The following is a 16,953-nucleotide window of genomic DNA, read 5'->3' on the forward strand; positions in this document are numbered from 1 at the left end:
TTCATGACCGAGACGGGTGCACAATTCAAAAAACAATGCTAAAGCCCGCGCGGATTTCCAAGAATACCACCGAAAGATCAGAGAACCCGAAAGCAACAGCGTCATGACGAAGTTCAAGTCCGATTTCCTCCGCATTCTCTCCGAGCGCGGCTTCATTCATCAGATGTCCGATGAAACGGGGCTCGACGACCTGCTCGCCAAGGAAAGCGTGACGGCCTATATCGGCTATGACCCGACGGCATCCAGCTTGCATGTCGGTCACCTGATGCAGATCATGATGCTGCGCTGGTTTCAGCAGACCGGCCACCAGCCGATCTCGCTGATGGGCGGCGGTACCGGCATGGTCGGCGACCCCTCCTTCAAGGAGGAGGCGCGCAAGCTGATGACCCTCGAGACGATCGAAGAGAATATCGCCTCGATCAAGCGCTGCTTCTCGCATTATCTGGACTACAACAATGGTCCGAAGGGCGGCGCCCTGATGATCAACAATGCCGAATGGCTGCGCCCCTTGAACTACCTCGAGTTCCTGCGCGATGTCGGTCGGCATTTCTCGGTCAACCGCATGCTCTCCTTCGACAGCGTCAAGACGCGCCTCGACCGCGAGCAGTCGCTGTCCTTCCTCGAATTCAACTACATGATCCTGCAGGCCTACGACTTCGTCGAACTGAACCAGCGCTATGGCTGCCGGCTGCAGATGGGCGGCTCCGACCAGTGGGGCAACATCATCAACGGCATCGACCTCGGCCACCGCATGGGCACGCCGCAGCTCTATGCGCTGACGGCACCGCTGCTCACCACCTCTTCTGGCGCCAAGATGGGCAAGTCGGCCTCGGGTGCCGTCTGGCTCAATGCCGACCTCTTGGCGGTCTATGACTTCTGGCAGTACTGGCGCAACACCGAAGACGCCGACGTCGTGCGCTTCCTCAAGCTCTTCACCATTCTCCCGATGGACGAGATCGCCCGTCTGGCTGCGCTTGGCGGATCCGAAATCAACGAGGCCAAGAAGATCCTTGCCACAGAAGTCACGACCCTGCTGCATGGTCGCGACGCTGCCGAACAGGCTGCCGAAACGGCCCGCAAGACCTTCGAGGAAGGCGCACTCGCCGATACGCTGCCGACCGTCGAAATCGCGTCCAGCGAACTCGAAGCCGGCATCGGCCTGCTCGGACTGATCGTCAAGGCGGGCCTTGCCGCCTCGAACGGTGAAGCCCGTCGCCACGTGCAGGGCGGTGCGGTAAAAATCAATGACGCTGCAGTCTCCGACGAGCGCATGGTTGTCGGAAATGCACAGCTAACAGGCGATGGCGTGATCAAGCTGTCGCTGGGCAAAAAGAAGCATATCCTCGTCAAGCCGATCTGACGGCTTGAATCCCACCTTCCAGACCTCCGAAAAGCCCGCGATTGCGGGCTTTTCTGCATTCATGAACAGCGATTAACCTGTGGCGCGTTTTTGAGCAGCCAGCTGGACTTGCTCCTTATCGCGCCAACCTCATGCACAAATGCATGGCAGTCGCACATTATTTGCACTGCACAATATTGTTTTACGGGCGTATAAGAACATCAATCGCTGATGCGGGAAACACCGCAGGATCAGCCAAGAGATACAACCGAGGAAACGACCATGAACCCGATCCGCATTGCCAAGAACTGGATGAGCTACCGTCGCACGATGGCTGAACTGGGCAACCTGTCCAGCCAGACCCTGAACGACATCGGCATCACCCGCTACGAAATCCGCAATATCGCTTCGCGCTCCTTCCGTTGATCGGAACTGCATTGAAGTCGGTTTGAAACGGCACCGCATGGTGCCGTTTTTGATTCCAGGACCTCTCTTGCAGCGATCGGCATGCCCCGTCGACTGCGAGATCCGATGGACCTTGGCCGCTCGTCCGTGATAGGAAGCCGCCCATGACAGATAGCTCCTTCTCCCCCATTCACATCATCGGCGGCGGCCTTGCCGGCTCCGAAGCCGCCTGGCAGATTGCCCAGGCCGGCGTTCCGGTCATCCTGCATGAAATGCGCGGCGTGCGCGGCACCGATGCACACAAGACCGATGGCCTTGCCGAACTGGTCTGCTCCAACTCCTTCCGCTCTGATGATGCAACCTCCAATGCCGTCGGCGTCATCCATGCCGAAATGCGCATGGCGAATTCGCTGATCATGGCCTGCGCCGACCGCCACCAGGTTCCGGCCGGCGGTGCGCTCGCGGTCGACCGCGACGGCTTTTCCGACGCGGTCACGGCAGAGATCAACGCCCATCCGCTGATCACAATCGTGCGCGAGGAAGTCACGGGGCTTCCGCCCGAAGCCTGGGACCTCGCCATCATTGCCTCGGGTCCTCTCACCTCGCCGTCGCTCGCCGAAGCCATTCGCGAGAAGACGGGCGAGGATGCGCTCGCCTTTTTCGATGCCATCGCACCGATCGTGCATCGCGACAGCATCAACATGGACATCTGCTGGTACCAGTCGCGCTACGACAAGGTCGGCCCCGGCGGCACGGGCAAGGACTATATCAACTGCCCGCTCGACGAGACCCAGTACAATGCCTTCATCGACGCGTTGATCGAGGGTGATGCCGTCGGTTTCAAGGAATGGGAAGGCACGCCCTATTTCGACGGCTGCCTGCCGATCGAAGTCATGGCCGAGCGCGGCCGCGAGACACTCCGCCACGGGCCGATGAAGCCGATGGGCCTCACCAATGCCCACAACCCGACCGTCAAGGCCTATGCCGTCGTGCAGCTGCGCCAGGACAATGCGCTCGGCACGCTCTACAACATGGTCGGTTTCCAGACGAAGCTGAAGTATGGCGCCCAGGCCGAGATCTTCCGCATGATCCCCGGCCTGGAAAACGCCGAATTCGCCCGTCTCGGCGGTCTGCACCGCAACACCTATATCCACTCCCCGACGCTGCTCGATCCGACCCTGCAGCTGAAGGCCCGTCCAGGCCTGCGTTTCGCCGGCCAGATCACCGGCTGCGAAGGCTACGTCGAAAGCGCCTCGATCGGCCTGCTCGCCGGCCGGTTCGCAGCCGCTGAGCGCAAGGGTGAGGACATCAGCCTGCCGCCGGCGACGACCGCCCTCGGCTCGTTGCTCAACCACATCACCGGCGGCCATATCGTCTCGGACGAGGAGCCGGGCAAGCGCTCGTTCCAGCCGATGAACATCAATTTCGGGCTGTTTCCGGAGCTGGAGCCGGGCTCGATCGTCAAGCCGGAGGGCGTCAAGCGCTTCCGTGGCAAGGACAAGACGATCATGAAGCGCCAGCTGGTGGCAGCACGGGCTCTTGAAGACTGCAAGGCGTGGCTCGGCCGCGCCTGACACCGATCAGTTCTGCCGGGTGCCTCAGGCGCTCGGCAGAGCCTCGATCTCGCGATCGGCCGGACCGACATAATTCCCCAGCAGCCACAGCGAGACTTCGGCCGCTTCAGCGGCCGTTGCAAAGCGGAATTCGCCGTTGTGGAATGGTGCTTCGAGAAATTCGACCGCGAAGCTCTTGCCATTGCCGAGATCGCGCACGCGCACCGTGCCGGGTTCAATCAAATGGCAGGCATAGTGGCTGCGCATATTGCGCATGAAGCCGGCCTTGTTGTCGTGCAGGCGGACGAAAACCGCCTTGCCGTCGACCGTCGCATGCAGGCTGCGGATCGCCTCCTGCGGAAAGGCCCGGCCGAATTCCATGATCGCCAGCCCCATATCCTGGAGGCCGTCGGCGTCCTGCTGACGCGCCATGCGGGAAGAGAAGTAGGCGAGGACGCCGACAAGCGCCAATACGATACCCCAGGTCACCATGATCGGCTCGCGGCTCCACAGTCGCAGTTCATATCCGCTCCCGCATAAACGCCCAGGCTTGCGCGAACGTGACCACTGGCAGATCCGCCACCTCGCCTACAGGCGACCGGTCACCAGGAGCCGCAGCATCGCCAGCTGACGGCGCCATTGCGGCGCGCGGAAGTCGTGGGAGAGTGCCGAGCCACCATTGCGCGCGGCGCGTTTGAGGACGCCCGACGCCAGGGACACAGGCAGAAAGGCCGGCAGCAGGCCCTTCGGGATCGCCCCCGCCGCCCGCGCCTGGCGCAAATGGTCCAGGCCATAGCCGGCAAAGGCCTCGATGGCCGCCTTCAGCCGCGCAGGATCTGCGCCTTGCAGGAAACTCTCACGATCGAGACCGGCTGCCGAGAGAATCGTCAGCGGCAGGTAAACCTGGCCGCGCGCTTTGTGGACCGGCAGCAGCAGAAGTGCGCCGGCCACCGCCAGTGCTACGCCGGCATGACCGACGATGTCGAACGCGCCCTCGGCTGCCTTCGCATCAAGCACAAGCGACACGAGCTGGATGAGAGACGCCGACGTTTCTCCGGCATAGCCTTCGAACATCTGCGTTGATTCCATGGGATCGTCGTAGAGATCGAAAATGCGGGCATCGGCCATCGCGACGAGTGCGGCAACAGGCAATCCGTGATCCCGGATCGCCCGCAGCAGTTCGGCCGCGACCGGATTGGCCGCCGTCTCGCCATGGCCGGAACCTTGGAGGAGGTCACGCCAGTATTGCAAGCGCACCTCTCCGGGCAGCGGCTCACGGACAAGTTCGCGGACCCTCGCGAGTTCGGCGTTGTAGGCATAGAGCGCGACGATGGATGCGCGCTTTTCCGCCGGTGTCAGCAGTGCCGCGAGATAACGGTCGCGGTCGAAATCGCGCAGGGCTGCGAGGCACAGCGCCTCATTGTCCGGCTTCATTTCGCTCACGGGGCACCTTTCGGGGGCTTGTTCAGACGGCAATCAGAGCCGCTGCGACCGGCCGCTCTTCGGCCAGCATGATGTTATACGTGCGCAGCGCAGCGCCGGTTCCCATCGGATCGCTGGCGATGCCCTTCTCCTTGAGCGCGGCCCGCACGGCCGGGTCGATCAGCCGAAGCTGCTGGCCCGTTCCAACAATGAGGAATTCGATGCCCGTCTCGGCAAACACACGTTCGAAGGATCGGACTGTCAGGGGCTCCTCTTCCGTCTGATCCCAGCCGTAGACACCGGATGGCAGCAGGAGAAGAGAGCCCTTGTGGGACATGTCGGCAAAACGAAAACCGCCATTGCCATAGGAATCGATCACCGGCCGGCCGGGGAAATGGGCATCGCGCTTGACGATGCCCTTATCTCCGAAACCGAAGATCATCGGCTCAGGCCCCCGCCTTCGCGGCAGCCTTGTCGGCGTCGCTCTCGTCGCCTTTCTGGAAGGTCTCGGGGCGCAGCTTGAAGGCGATCAGCACCGGACCCGCGATGTAGATCGACGAGAAGGTCCCGATGACCACACCGGCGAGCATGGCGAAGGTGAAGGAGGCGATGACTTCGCCACCGAAGATGTAGAGAGCAAGCAGAGCCAGGAAGGTGGAACCTGCCGTCAGAACCGTTCGCGACAGCGTCTGGTTGATCGATTCGTCGATCAGCACGTCGAGCGGCATCTTCTTGTAGCGGCGCAGATTTTCACGCATGCGGTCGTAGACGACAACGGTGTCGTTCAGCGAATAACCGATGATCGTCAGGATGGCCGCGATACTGGTCAGGTTGAATTCGAACCCGGTCAGCACGAACAGGCCAAGCGTGAAGATGACGTCATGCAGGGTGGCGATGATGGCGCCCAGCGCGAACTGCCATTCGAAGCGGAACCAGATGTAGATGAGGATCCCGAGCAGCGCCACGGCCACGCCAAGAGTGGCGGTGTAGGTGAGATCGCTCGACACCGAGGGACCGACAACTTCCACACGGCGGAAATCGTATTCGGCTTCCAGTTCGCCTCGGACCTTTGCAAGGGCCGACTGCTCGGCATTCTCGCCGCCGTCCTGCGCCTGCAGTCGGATCAACGCGCTACTGTCGTCACCGAAGCCCTGAGCCTGGATTTCGCCGAGGTTCAACTGGCTCAGCCGTTCGCGGATATCGGACAGGTCCGCCGCGCCCTGGCGTGCCTTGACCTCGATGATCGAGCCACCCTTGAAGTCGATGCCGAGATTCATGCCGACAGTGAAGAAGCCGATCACCGAAGCGATCGAGATCAGCATGGCGGCTGCGAAGTTGATCTTGCGCATCGCCATGAAGCGGATGTTGCGGTTGTCGAAGAAGCCGGTGCGAACGCTCTTCGGGATGAACTTCGGACGCTTCCAGCGATACCAGTGCGCCATCAGCCAGAAGGTCATGGTAAAGGCGGTGAAGACCGTGGTGACGATACCGATGGAGAGCGTCACGGCAAAGCCGCGCACCGGGCCGGAGCCGAGGAAGAACAGAACCACGGCTGCAATCAGGGTCGTCAGGTTGGCGTCGACGATGGTCGCAAAGGCCTTCTTGAAGCCGATGTCGATCGACTGGATCAGTGACCGGCCGTTGCGCGCTTCCTCGCGGATGCGCTCATAGATCAGAACGTTGGAGTCGACGGCCATACCCATGGTGAGCACGATACCGGCGATACCCGGCAGCGTCAGCGTCGAGCCGATCAGCGTCAGCGCCGCCATGATCATGATGATGTTGGCCGTGAGCGCGATGTTCGCCATCAGGCCGAAGGTCCCGTAAAAGACCATCATGTAGGCGACGACGGCAAGCGCGCCGAGGATACTGGCGGTGACGCCGGCATTGATCGAATCCTGGCCAAGGCCCGGACCGACGGTGCGTTCTTCGACGACCGTCAGCGTTGCCGGCAATGCACCGGCGCGCAGAAGTACGGCCAGGTCGTTTGCCCCTTCAACGGAGAAATTGCCCGAGATCTGACCTGAACCGCCGAGAATAGGTTCGCGGATCACAGGAGCGGAAATGACCTGGTCATCGAGGATGATGGCGAAGGGACGGCCGACATTCTGCTGCGTTGCCTGGGCGAAGCGCTGGGCGCCGCGGCTGTCGAAGCGGAAGCTGACGACCGGCTCGTTCGAACGCTGGTCGAACGACGCCTGCGCGTCGACGAGGTTTTCACCCGAGATCAGCGCGCGCTTCTCGACCAGATAAGGCACGGCCGGATCATCGGTCGAATAGAGCACTTCCGACTGGGCCGGCGGGCGGGTGTTGATCGCTTCCGTGACCGGCATCGAGGTGTCCACCATGCGGAAGGACAGCTTGGCGGTCTGGTTGAGCAGAGACTTCAGACGCTGCGGATCGGTCAGACCCGGCACCTGGACGATGATGCGGTCTTCGCCCTGGCGCTGGATCAACGGCTCGGTGGTGCCGAGTTCGTCGACGCGGCGACGGACGACTTCCATCGACTGTGTCAGTGCGGAGGAAACGCGGTAGTCGATGCCCGGATCGGTCAGCGTCAGGCGCAGCAGGCCGTCTTCTGCCTGTTCCATCGTCACTTCCGTGACCGACCCACCGGTCAGGCCGCCGACACTCACCGGCGTGGTGAGCGAGGTCAGGGCCTCGACGGCAGCAGCGACTTTGTCCGTATCGGAGATGCGAACCTGGATCTGCTGGCCGACGCCGGACAGCCCGGTATAGCGGATATTGGCATCACGCAGCTGCGTGCGCACATCGCCGACGATCGTTTCCAACCGTTCCTTGACGATGTCCTGGCGCTCCAGCTTCAGCATGATATGCGAGCCGCCCTGCAGGTCGAGGCCGAGCGTGACCTTGTTGGTCGGCAGCCACGACGGGAAGGACTTCAGCGTCTCGTCTGAGAAGACATTCGGTATGGCAATCAGAATGCTGACCAGGACGGTCAACCAGATGAACGCAGTCTTCCAGCGGGAAATGTGAAGCATGGAACTCTCGGAAAATAGGCGGAAAAAGAGCAAAGGCCGGCGCAGTGCCGGCCCAAGCGGGGGATCAGGCTGCCGTTTCGGTCTTGACCGGCTCGCCCTTGACGCGGACTTCCGCGATGTACTGGCGCAGAACGCGAACCTTCACGCCATCGGCGATTTCGACTTCGAGTTCCTTGTCGTCGACCACCTTGGTCACCTTGGCGACAATGCCGCCACCCATGATGACCTGGTCGCCGCGGCGGATGGTCGAAAGCGTTTCCTCACGCTTCTTCATCTGCGCGCGCTGCGGACGGATCAGGAAGAAGTACCAGACGACCATCAGCGGTGCGAAGAGCAGAAGCATCTCGAAACCCGACCCCATGGCGCCGGTAGCACCCGTCGCGTCCTGGGCAAAGGCTGGCGTGACAAACATGTGAAACTCCTATGAAGACAAGTGTAAGCGCCGCTCGGGCACCCCCCGTTCAGGTCGCCGGAATATAGTAACCGGGCCTATGAATGCAACAGAAACAGCGCGAAGGCGTACCATTTTCCCGGTCCTTACACTTTCTGTGCGCAAATGCTCGTGATACCGCGTCCCCAGACAGGCAAAGCTCCGATTTCACCGGGCTTGGAGGACATGATGGCTGATCAGATGATGGCGGCGCTGCTTGCCGAAGTAACGCGGCTTGCCAATGCGGTTGAACGACTGGCGGGCCCCGCCCCCGTCGCGGATGACTGGGAGGCGGCCGACTGTTTTGTCTGGAACGCCACCCGCCAGCACCTGCAGCCCGTGAAACGGCCGAACCGGGTCGCGCTCTCCCTGATCCGCGGCGTCGATCATGTGCGTGACATCCTGCACGACAACACGCTGCGCTTTGCCCAGGGTTTCCCGGCCAACAACGTGCTGCTCTGGGGTGCGCGCGGCATGGGCAAGTCCTCGCTGGTCAAGGCCGTGCATGCCGACATCAGGGCGACAACCGGCGCCGCCGTCAAGCTCATCGAAGTCCACCGCGAGGACATTGCCTCGCTACCGGGGTTGCTCGATATCCTCAAGGCCGCTCCCTATCGCATCCTGGTCTTCTGCGACGACCTGTCCTTCGACCATGACGACACCGCCTACAAATCGCTCAAAGCAGCGCTCGACGGCGGCATAGAGGGCCGGCCGGACAATGTCCTTTTTTATGCCACGTCGAACCGCCGGCACCTCCTGCCGCGCCACATGATGGAAAACGAGCAGTCGACGGCCATCAATCCCTCGGAAGCCGTGGAGGAGAAAGTCTCGCTGTCGGACCGTTTCGGTCTGTGGCTCGGTTTCCACAAATGCAGCCAGGACGACTATCTGACGATGATCGACGGCTATGCGGCCCACTTCAAGCTGCCCCTGCCCCAGGCAGAGCTGCATCATGAGGCGCTCGAATGGGCGACGACGCGCGGCGGCCGCTCCGGCCGTGTCGCCTGGCAATATATCCAGGACCTCGCCGGTCGCCTGCGGATCTCCACAGACAACGCGTGAAACGAAAAAGGCCCGGGACGAACCCGGGCCTTTGGCCATTACCTGGTACGCAAAACCTATTCCAGATAAGTGATCGGATTGACCGGAGCCGCATCCTTGCGGACTTCGAAATGCAGCATCGGGCGGGTGACATTGCCGCTCATGCCCGAGGTGGCGATCGTCTGGCCACGCTGAACCTTCTGGCCGCGCTGGACCGACAGGCTGTCGGCATGGCCGTAGACCGTGACCTTGCCGTCGTCGTGGCGGATCAGAACCGTGTTGCCGAGCTCCTTGAGGCCATTGCCGGCGTAGATGACGACGCCGTTTTCTGCGGCCTTGATCGGTGTACCGGTCGGGACAGAAATCGCGATACCGTCGGAACGCTTGCCGTCGATGTTCGAACCGAAGTTGGCGATGACGGCGCCCCGTGCCGGCCAGCGATACTTGCCGATGCCCGTTGCCTGCGGAGCAGAGGATTCCGGATCGACCGAAGCGACTTCCGAGACCGACTTCGTGGCGGCAGGCGCCTTGTATTCTGCGGGCTGCCCAGATGCCGGAACCGAAGCGGTCTTGACCGGATCAGCGGCAACCGGTGTGGCGGCCGCCTGGCTGGCCTTTGCCGGCAGGGTCAGGGTCTGGCCGATGCGAATCGCACCGGTGGTGAGGCCGTTCGCCTTTTTCAGTTCGGCCGCCGTCACACCATGCTGCTGGGCGATGCGGGCGATCGAATCGCCCGGCTTGACGACATAGGTGCCGGTGCCGGCCCCAGTCGCGGTCTTGCCGGTTGCGGCGAGCGTCGAGGTCTGCTGCTTATCACGCGCACCGGGTACCGTCGGCAGGACGGCAACATTCTGCTGCTGACCGTCGGGCAGACCCGGCTTGCCGCCATCCGGAATGCCGTTGGCATCGGCTGCAGCACGGGCGGCGTTTCCGCCGGCGAGGCTCGGAATGACCACGAGCTGGCCGGTTGCCGCGTCGGAGGACTGAGTCAGGCCGTTGGCCTTCAGGATTTCGCGCTCGGGCACGCCATACCTGTTGGCGAGCGTGCCGATGGTTTCGCCCTGATGCAGGGTGACACGCGTCGCCTTGGCCGTCGACCACTGCCCCGCCTTCGGGGTCGAGCCAGTGACGCTGGGTTCTGCGAGATTTTGCGGCGGCGCACCGAGGCCTGCGGTCTGGGTGCCGTTGCCGGATGGCATTGACGGGAATGGCTGCGCCAGCGCCTGGGCACGCTCGGAATTGTTGCTGGAGGCGGGAGCCGCCATGCCCGACGGAGCGGACAGCTCGGCACGCTGGACGGCAGCCGGCGTGCTTGCGGCGCGGGCTGCGGCCGGCTGATAGGTGTTCTGCTGATACGTGGGGGCCGGCATCGGCTGCGCCATGGCCTGCTGCTGGCCATAGCCACCGCCACCGCCGATGTTTTCGGCTGGCACCGGAGGCTGTTCGCGCAGCGGGGATCGACCGCGCGGAATGGAGGCCGTCGTCAGATTGTCGGTGGAAAAGACCGAAGTGAAGCGCGAAGCATCCGAGCTGCAACCGGCAAGGGCGCCTACCAGGACCATTGCGCCGCATACGCGGACGATCGGCAGTCCAGTTTTTGGCGATACACTTTTACGCATGACTCGACCCACATATGACACAAATTGAAGTGGGATCATTAAAGCGCGTTAGTATTACTGGTCGGTTAACCCGGCTGACTCCGCATGAACTAATTCGACAAGGCGCAGATATGCAGACGTCCGGAAGCGCGTAAAAAACCCTGGATTTTGGGAGAATATGACCGATTTCAGGCTGTGATGCGGCTCACAGATGCCGGGCAATCTTCTGCTGCAGCGGCAGGAAGGGAACCTCGAAGAGGTCCTCGCGCTCGAAGCGGCTGCCGGTTTTGGTGAGGCGTACCATGATGCAGCGGGTCTCATCGACCATCAGGGGAATAAGCAGCATGCCACCCGAAACGAGCTGCTCGGCATAGAAGCGCGGCATGGACGGATAAGCCGCCGTTGCGAAGATGCGGTCAAAGGTCCCCTCGCCCGGCAGACCATTTGCACCATCGGCCTGGCGCAGGATGACGTTGCGCAGCCCCAGGGTCTCGAGCCGCCGCTGCGCACCGGCGATCAGGGTCTTGTAGCGTTCCATGGAGATGACCCGCTCGGAGAGCCTTGCGAGCACCGCCGTGATGAAGCCGCTGCCGGTTCCGACTTCCAGCACGCGGTGTCCGGGCTTGACCTGCAGCTGGCTGAGCAGCTTCACTGTGAGGTCCGCCCCTTCCATGAACTGCCCGCATTCGATCGGAATGGAGCGACTCGAATAGGCGCTCGCCGCATATTCCGGTGGCACGAAAGCCGAGCGCGGCGTCTGCTCGACAGCCGTCAGGAGATCGAGATTGGTCACGCCTTCGGCGCGCAGGCGCAGCACCAGGGCAGCGAAGCCTTCCCGTTCGAGAAGCGCCGATCTCATCCGAGATCCTCCTGCCCGACCGCCTGTGCGATTGCGTCCTGGACGGCGTAATCGGTCATGTCGAGTTTGAGCGGCGTCACGGACACCTTCTTCGCGCGCAAGGCGTGAATGTCGGTGCCGGCGCGGTAATTGCCCTTGCGGTCGCCGAATCGCAGCCAGAAATACGGCAGGCCTCGCCCGTCATGGCGCTCCTCGACCGAAAGGCCGAATTCCAGCTTGCCCTGGGCCGTCACCTCCACACCATCGGCCTCTTCCGGCTCGCAATGGGGAAAATTCAGGTTCAGAAAGGTGCCGGGTGGCAGGTCGACCTTCATCAGCTTGCGCAACAGGTCCGGCGCCAGCGTCTCGGCGACATGCCAAGGAATGGGCGCGCCCGCCTCGTAACTATAGGCCTGGCTCAAGGCGAAGGAGCGCACGCCGTGCACCGTGCCTTCGATGGCACCCGCCACAGTTCCCGAATATGTCACGTCGTCGGCAAGGTTCGCGCCGGCATTTACGCCTGAGAGAACCAGATCGGGCTTGCGGTCGAGAACCTTGCGGATTGCCATGATGACGCAATCGGTCGGCGTTCCGCGCAGGGCAAAGCGCTTTTCGCCGAGTTCGCGCAGCCTCAGCGGTTCCGAGAGCGTCAGCGAATGCGCCAATCCACTCTGGTCGGTCTCGGGGGCCACGATCCAGACATCGTCGGAGAGACTTCGAGCAATCGCCTCCAGGGCAACAAGCCCCGGAGCGTTGATACCGTCGTCGTTCGTCAGCAGAATGCGCATGGCCACTCCGGTCGCGGCGTGATCAGGCCGCCTTCTCGATCTTCTTCAGACCGCCCATGTAGGGCAGCAGGACGTCCGGGACAGTGATCGAACCATCTTCGTTCAGATAATTCTCCATCACCGCGATCAGGCATCGACCGACGGCCGTGCCAGACCCGTTCAGCGTGTGCACGAAGGTCGTGCCCTTCTCTTCCTTGTTGCGGTAGCGGGCATTCATGCGACGCCCCTGGAAATCGCCGCAGACCGAGCAGGACGAAATTTCGCGATAGGTGTTCTGGCCCGGCAGCCAGACCTCAAGGTCATAGGTCTTGCGCGCGCCAAAACCCATATCGCCGGTGCAGAGCGTCATGGTGCGGAAATGCAGGCCGAGCCGCTTCAGCACCTCTTCGGCACAGGCCGTCATGCGCTCATGCTCGGCAACAGAGCTTTCCGCATCGGTGATCGAGACGAGTTCGCACTTCCAGAACTGATGCTGGCGCAGCATGCCGCGCGTGTCGCGGCCCGCCGAACCTGCTTCCGAACGGAAGGACGGGGTCAGTGCGGTGAAGCGCAGCGGCAGCTTTTCCTGGTCGAGGATTTCACCGGCAACGAGGTTGGTCAGCGTCACCTCGGCCGTCGGAATGAGCCAGCGGCCATCGGTGGTCTTGAACAGGTCTTCGGCAAATTTCGGCAATTGGCCGGTGCCATACATGGCATCGTCGCGCACCATCAGCGGCGACGACACTTCCGTGTAGCCGTGTTCGCTCGTGTGAAGGTCGAGCATGAACTGACCGAGCGCGCGCTCGAGCCCCGCAAGCTGGCTCGTCAAAACGGTAAAGCGGGCGCCAGACAGCTTGGCGGCGCGCTCGAAATCCATGTAGCCGAGCGCTTCTCCGATTTCGTAGTGCTCGAGCGGCTTGTGGTTCCACATGGGCTTTTCACCAACCACGCGGGCAACCACGTTGTCGTGCTCGTCCTTGCCAACGGGAACGTCGTCGTGGGGAATGTTCGGGATGCGCGAGAGCGCGTCGTTCAACTCGGCGGTGAGCTGGCGCTCTTCCTCTTCGGCTGCCGGCAACGTGTCCTTGAGCGAGGCCACTTCGGCCTTCAGCTTTTCGGCAAGCTCCATATTCTTCTGCGCCATGGCGGCGCCGATGTCCTTGGAAGCCGCATTGCGGCGCGACTGCATGTCCTGCATCGACTGGGCGACCGCGCGGCGCTTCTGGTCGAGGGCGATCAGGGAGGCCGCCAGCGGTTCTGCGCCGCGCTTGGCAAGCGCCGCGTCCAGGGCCTCGGGATTGTCACGGATCCACTTGATATCGAGCATCGTCGTTCCAGGTCTTGAGTTTCGACCGGGATCGGAGCTGGCCGGCGGCCACGTCCGGCCCCATGTCGGCATGGGTTGAAGCGGTGGCTCGGCGGCCGTTTCTGCCGCCTACTCCGTCTCGGTCTCCACCACCTCGGCGCTTTCCGCCTTGGCCCGGTTCCGTTCGACGAGTCGCGCCGCGTAGATAGCCACCTCGTAGAGAAGGATTGTCGGCAGTGCAAGACCGATCTGGGACAGCGGATCGGGCGGCGTGAGCACAGCTGCGACAATGAAGGCCACGACGATAAAGTACTTGCGCTTGTCGGCGAGCCACTGGCTTTCCAGGATGCCGACACGCACCAGCAGCGTGGTGATGACGGGAAGCTGGAAGACGAGGCCGAAGGAAAAGACCAGCGTCATGATCAGGCTCAGATATTCCGAAACCTTGGGCAGCAGCGAAATCGCCACCTCGCCCTCGCCGGGGCTCTGCTGCATGGCGAGGAAGAACCACATCACCATCGGCGTGAAGAAGAAATAGACCAGCGAAGCGCCAATCAGGAACAACACAGGCGACGCGATCAGGAACGGCAGGAAGGCCGCCCGCTCGTTCTTGTAGAGGCCCGGCGCCACGAACTTGTAGACCTGCGAGGCGATCACCGGGAAAGCGATGACCATGGCGCCGAAGGCCGCCACCTTCACCTGGGTGAAGAAGAATTCCTGCGGTGCTGTGTAGATCAGCTCCGCCTTGGTCACATCGAGACCTGCCCAGACCACCGCCCACTTGTAGGGCACGACCAGCAGGTTGAAGAGCGGCTTGGCGAAATAGAAGCATACCAGGAACGCCACGAAGAAGGCACCGAGCGCCCAGATCAGCCGGGTGCGCAGTTCGATCAGGTGTTCGATCAGCGGCTGCGGCTTGTCGTCGATGTCGCCGCTCATGCGCGGTCCTCACTCTTCTTCTGGCGCGGCTTGCGGGCCACGGGTGCGGCAGGCGCGGCTTCGGCCACAACACGCTTGCTTGCGCCGGATTTCGCGGCCGGAGGCTTGGCCGATGCCGGCTTCGCTTTGACCGCTTTGACGCTGGTTGCCACCGGCAGAACCTCAGGCGCGGCGACGACGGCCTTCGAGGCCGAGGCCCGGGGCTTCGACACTTTACCGGCTGCGGAAGCAGGAACAGCAGCCGTTTCACCAACGGCTGCGGCTGCCTTTGCCGTCGACGCCTTGCGCGGCTTCTTCGATGCCGGCGGCACGGGAACGGCGGAGGCCGGCTCGCTCTGGGCGGCCGCCGTCACAGGCGCAGCCGCCGGGCTGAGATCCGGCGGGACAGTGGCAGCACCGGTCGGCAGATCGGGAAGGATGGAGTTTTCCGTCGGGCTCACACCCGCAGCTGCCGCCGCCATCGACGAGGATGCCGGGGTCGGGGTATCGATGCGAGACGACTTCTGCAGGTCGGACTTGATGTCCTGGCCCATTTGCCGGAGCGGATTGAGTGTTTCGCGGATCGAATTCGTCGGGTTGAGCGACTTCAAGTCGTTGACCGTGCTCTTCAGGTCGTCGAGTTCGGCCTCGCGCAGCGCCTCGTCGAACTGGGCGCGGAACTCTCCCGCTGTCTGGCGCAGGCGCTTCGTCATCTTGCCGAAGGCGCGGATCATCGGAGGAAGGTCCTTGGGACCGACCACCACGATCAGGATCACGGCGATCACCAATAGCTCGGTCCAGCCAATATCCAGCATTCAACGGGCTCCTGATGCCGCGCCGTGTCGTCGTCCTGGACGTCCGCGGCCTATCCCATACCTATGCGGGCGGCCCGAAGGGCCACCCGTAATCCGTCAGACAAAGATCGCTTACTTGGTCTCGTCGAGCTTGTGGTCAACGGTCTTCGACGAAGAGGTCGTCGACGGCGCATCATTGTCGTCTTCGTCGCTGATGCCCTTCTTGAAGCTCTTGATGCCCTTGGCGACGTCGCCCATCAGTTCGGGGATCTTGCCACGGCCAAAGAGAAGCAGGACGATCGCCAAGACGATGATCCAGTGCCAAATGCTAAACGAACCCATGCCTGCCACTCCTTAGATTGTCGTTTCCCCGATGTAGGGGGTTTCCGTTGTCTTTTCAAACACCAAAATGTCCTTGGGCTCAACCGCAATCGTTACGTCGCGGACGCCCGGCGACAACATGTCCGCACGGATCCGCGCGCGCACCGGCGACTCGGTGCCGGGCACGGCGAGATCGAGAAGTTCGACCACCCCGAGGAAACGCCGGGCGACGATCCGCGCCGGGATCGGCCCACCACTCTCCCGCACGGAAAGCCCCGACAGACGCACCGCCACCGCCACCTCCGCCCCTTCGGCAATGGAGCCGGAATCGGCGCTGCCCAAGGGGGTCTCGACGCGGCCGCCGGCCACCCGGCCGGAAAATTCATTGATCTCGGAGAAGAAGGCCGCCGCGAAAATATCGCGCGGACGGCGGTAAAGATCGTCGGAGGTGCCGACTTGGACGAGGCGTCCATCCTTCAGCAATGCAATGCGGTCGGCCATGCGCATGGCCTCTTCGGCATCATGGGTGACGACGACAGCAGTCGCGCGGGTTTCACGAAGAATTGCGAGCGTATCGGCGCGCACCGTGTCTTTCAGCCGCGAATCGAGGCCGGAAAACGGTTCGTCCATCAGAAGCACGCTCGGTCGTGGCGCAAGGGCACGGGCGAGTGCCACGCGCTGCTGTTCACCGCCGGAAAGCGCATGCGGATATTTGTCGGCATAATGCGACAGCCCCACCCGCTCCAGCGCCACGCCCGCCTCGGCAATCGCCTCCTTCGCCGGCAGCGCCGTCAGGCCGAAGCGGACATTGTCGAGCACGCTCATATGGGGAAAAAGGGCGAAATCCTGAAACATCAGGCCGATGCCGCGCTTTTCCGGCGGCAGGAACGAGCCGGGGCCGGCCACTTCCCGGTCGTTGATCAGCACCCGACCGCTGGTCTGTGCCTCGATGCCGGCCGCGATGCGTAAAAGCGTCGTCTTGCCCGAGCCCGATGGACCGAGCAGGCACAGCACCTCACCCGGCTCCGCCGTCAGCGACAGACCGCGAATGGTCTCCTTGCCGTGATAGCGATGTCGGATGTCCTCGAATGTCAGACGGGCAGCAAATGTCACGCCCGCCGTCCGTTGACCGTTTCCGTGCCTGGTCTTCGCTGGGTTCATTCCATCGTCCGCGCGGCCGCCCCACCCTTACCGCGACGGCAGGGCCGGACGGGCTGGG

The 16,953-nt window shown here is 62.8% G+C and carries 17 protein-coding genes; 4 read left to right on the forward strand and 13 right to left on the reverse strand.

Going from position 1 to position 16,953, the window contains the following annotated elements; translation table 11 throughout:
* Positions 1–103: 103 nt before the first annotated feature.
* The 3 genes from tyrS to trmFO all read left to right on the forward strand — a co-directional run bounded on the left by tyrS (position 104) and on the right by trmFO (position 3,318).
* Positions 104–1,360 carry a tyrosine--tRNA ligase gene (gene tyrS / locus DFO46_RS08705; RefSeq protein ID WP_120277032.1) on the forward strand — a complete coding sequence of 419 codons (1,257 nt, stop codon included), beginning with the start codon at positions 104–106 and terminating at the stop codon, positions 1,358–1,360.
* A gap of 261 nt (positions 1,361–1,621) precedes the next feature.
* Complete coding sequence (locus tag DFO46_RS08710) at positions 1,622–1,765, forward strand: DUF1127 domain-containing protein (RefSeq protein ID WP_082511209.1); 144 nt, start codon at positions 1,622–1,624, stop codon at positions 1,763–1,765.
* Between the two features lie 143 nt (positions 1,766–1,908).
* The gene (trmFO, locus tag DFO46_RS08715) at positions 1,909–3,318 is read left to right on the forward strand and encodes a methylenetetrahydrofolate--tRNA-(uracil(54)-C(5))-methyltransferase (FADH(2)-oxidizing) TrmFO (protein ID WP_120277033.1); all 1,410 of its coding nucleotides are present in this window, start codon (positions 1,909–1,911) and stop codon (positions 3,316–3,318) included.
* 24 nt (positions 3,319–3,342) lie between these two features.
* On the opposite strand, the gene DFO46_RS08720 is transcribed toward trmFO, so the two are convergent.
* From DFO46_RS08720 to yajC, 5 genes are all read right to left on the reverse strand, one after another.
* On the reverse strand, positions 3,343–3,789 hold the full coding sequence (locus DFO46_RS08720) for a hypothetical protein (RefSeq protein WP_120277034.1): 447 nt from the start codon (positions 3,787–3,789) through the stop codon (positions 3,343–3,345).
* A 96-nt stretch (positions 3,790–3,885) separates the two neighbouring features.
* Positions 3,886–4,731: a phytoene/squalene synthase family protein gene (locus DFO46_RS08725; protein WP_120277035.1), complete on the reverse strand. Its 846-nt coding sequence runs from the start codon at positions 4,729–4,731 to the stop codon at positions 3,886–3,888.
* A gap of 31 nt (positions 4,732–4,762) precedes the next feature.
* Entirely contained in the window at positions 4,763–5,161 is a 399-nt protein-coding gene (locus tag DFO46_RS08730; protein WP_110793168.1) for an Mth938-like domain-containing protein, read from the reverse strand.
* A 4-nt stretch (positions 5,162–5,165) separates the two neighbouring features.
* A complete protein-coding gene (gene secDF / locus DFO46_RS08735; protein WP_110793169.1) occupies positions 5,166–7,721 on the reverse strand; it encodes a protein translocase subunit SecDF in 2,556 nt (851 codons plus the stop codon).
* A gap of 64 nt (positions 7,722–7,785) precedes the next feature.
* On the reverse strand, positions 7,786–8,133 hold the full coding sequence (gene yajC, locus DFO46_RS08740; RefSeq protein WP_120277036.1) for a preprotein translocase subunit YajC: 348 nt from the start codon (positions 8,131–8,133) through the stop codon (positions 7,786–7,788).
* A gap of 207 nt (positions 8,134–8,340) precedes the next feature.
* On the opposite strand from yajC, the gene DFO46_RS08745 reads away from it, so the two are divergent.
* Positions 8,341–9,213, forward strand: a complete 873-nt coding sequence (locus DFO46_RS08745; protein ID WP_120277037.1) for an ATP-binding protein — start codon at positions 8,341–8,343, stop codon at positions 9,211–9,213.
* Positions 9,214–9,269: 56 nt separating this feature from the next.
* Here the strand turns inward: DFO46_RS08745 and DFO46_RS08750 are convergent, their stop codons facing one another.
* From DFO46_RS08750 to DFO46_RS08785, 8 genes are all read right to left on the reverse strand, one after another.
* Complete coding sequence (locus DFO46_RS08750) at positions 9,270–10,811, reverse strand: peptidoglycan DD-metalloendopeptidase family protein (protein WP_120277038.1); 1,542 nt, start codon at positions 10,809–10,811, stop codon at positions 9,270–9,272.
* 184 nt (positions 10,812–10,995) lie between these two features.
* The gene (locus DFO46_RS08755) at positions 10,996–11,649 is read right to left on the reverse strand and encodes a protein-L-isoaspartate(D-aspartate) O-methyltransferase (RefSeq protein ID WP_110793173.1); all 654 of its coding nucleotides are present in this window, start codon (positions 11,647–11,649) and stop codon (positions 10,996–10,998) included.
* Positions 11,646–12,416 carry a 5'/3'-nucleotidase SurE gene (gene surE, locus DFO46_RS08760; protein ID WP_120277039.1) on the reverse strand — a complete coding sequence of 257 codons (771 nt, stop codon included), beginning with the start codon at positions 12,414–12,416 and terminating at the stop codon, positions 11,646–11,648. Before surE ends, DFO46_RS08755 begins: the two co-directional genes overlap by 4 nt.
* Before the next feature lie 22 nt (positions 12,417–12,438).
* A complete protein-coding gene (gene serS / locus DFO46_RS08765) occupies positions 12,439–13,722 on the reverse strand; it encodes a serine--tRNA ligase (protein WP_120277040.1) in 1,284 nt (427 codons plus the stop codon).
* Positions 13,723–13,830: 108 nt separating this feature from the next.
* A complete protein-coding gene (gene tatC / locus DFO46_RS08770) occupies positions 13,831–14,640 on the reverse strand; it encodes a twin-arginine translocase subunit TatC (RefSeq protein ID WP_120277041.1) in 810 nt (269 codons plus the stop codon).
* The gene (tatB, locus tag DFO46_RS08775; protein WP_120277042.1) at positions 14,637–15,434 is read right to left on the reverse strand and encodes a Sec-independent protein translocase protein TatB; all 798 of its coding nucleotides are present in this window, start codon (positions 15,432–15,434) and stop codon (positions 14,637–14,639) included. Before tatB ends, tatC begins: the two co-directional genes overlap by 4 nt.
* A gap of 111 nt (positions 15,435–15,545) precedes the next feature.
* Complete coding sequence (locus tag DFO46_RS08780; protein ID WP_110793178.1) at positions 15,546–15,755, reverse strand: twin-arginine translocase TatA/TatE family subunit; 210 nt, start codon at positions 15,753–15,755, stop codon at positions 15,546–15,548.
* Between the two features lie 12 nt (positions 15,756–15,767).
* Entirely contained in the window at positions 15,768–16,895 is a 1,128-nt protein-coding gene (locus tag DFO46_RS08785) for an ABC transporter ATP-binding protein (RefSeq protein ID WP_110793179.1), read from the reverse strand.
* Between the last annotated feature and the right edge of the window lie 58 nt (positions 16,896–16,953).

Source organism: Rhizobium sp. AG855 (genome assembly GCF_003610655.1).
GTDB classification, from domain to species: domain Bacteria; phylum Pseudomonadota; class Alphaproteobacteria; order Rhizobiales; family Rhizobiaceae; genus Allorhizobium; species Allorhizobium wuzhouense.

Coding starts and splice junctions, on each gene's coding strand:
- yajC (WP_120277036.1), bottom strand. CDS start 8,133: ATGTTTGTCACGCCAGCCTTTGCCCAGGACGCGACGGGTGCTACCGGC.
- DFO46_RS08780 (WP_110793178.1), bottom strand. CDS start 15,755: ATGGGTTCGTTTAGCATTTGGCACTGGATCATCGTCTTGGCGATCGTC.
- DFO46_RS08720 (WP_120277034.1), bottom strand. CDS start 3,789: ATGGTGACCTGGGGTATCGTATTGGCGCTTGTCGGCGTCCTCGCCTAC.
- secDF (WP_110793169.1), bottom strand. CDS start 7,721: ATGCTTCACATTTCCCGCTGGAAGACTGCGTTCATCTGGTTGACCGTC.
- tatC (WP_120277041.1), bottom strand. CDS start 14,640: ATGAGCGGCGACATCGACGACAAGCCGCAGCCGCTGATCGAACACCTG.
- DFO46_RS08730 (WP_110793168.1), bottom strand. CDS start 5,161: ATGATCTTCGGTTTCGGAGATAAGGGCATCGTCAAGCGCGATGCCCAT.
- DFO46_RS08750 (WP_120277038.1), bottom strand. CDS start 10,811: ATGCGTAAAAGTGTATCGCCAAAAACTGGACTGCCGATCGTCCGCGTA.
- DFO46_RS08745 (WP_120277037.1), top strand. CDS start 8,341: ATGGCTGATCAGATGATGGCGGCGCTGCTTGCCGAAGTAACGCGGCTT.
- tatB (WP_120277042.1), bottom strand. CDS start 15,434: ATGCTGGATATTGGCTGGACCGAGCTATTGGTGATCGCCGTGATCCTG.
- surE (WP_120277039.1), bottom strand. CDS start 12,416: ATGCGCATTCTGCTGACGAACGACGACGGTATCAACGCTCCGGGGCTT.
- tyrS (WP_120277032.1), top strand. CDS start 104: ATGACGAAGTTCAAGTCCGATTTCCTCCGCATTCTCTCCGAGCGCGGC.
- DFO46_RS08725 (WP_120277035.1), bottom strand. CDS start 4,731: ATGAAGCCGGACAATGAGGCGCTGTGCCTCGCAGCCCTGCGCGATTTC.
- DFO46_RS08755 (WP_110793173.1), bottom strand. CDS start 11,649: ATGAGATCGGCGCTTCTCGAACGGGAAGGCTTCGCTGCCCTGGTGCTG.
- DFO46_RS08785 (WP_110793179.1), bottom strand. CDS start 16,895: ATGAACCCAGCGAAGACCAGGCACGGAAACGGTCAACGGACGGCGGGC.
- serS (WP_120277040.1), bottom strand. CDS start 13,722: ATGCTCGATATCAAGTGGATCCGTGACAATCCCGAGGCCCTGGACGCG.
- trmFO (WP_120277033.1), top strand. CDS start 1,909: ATGACAGATAGCTCCTTCTCCCCCATTCACATCATCGGCGGCGGCCTT.
- DFO46_RS08710 (WP_082511209.1), top strand. CDS start 1,622: ATGAACCCGATCCGCATTGCCAAGAACTGGATGAGCTACCGTCGCACG.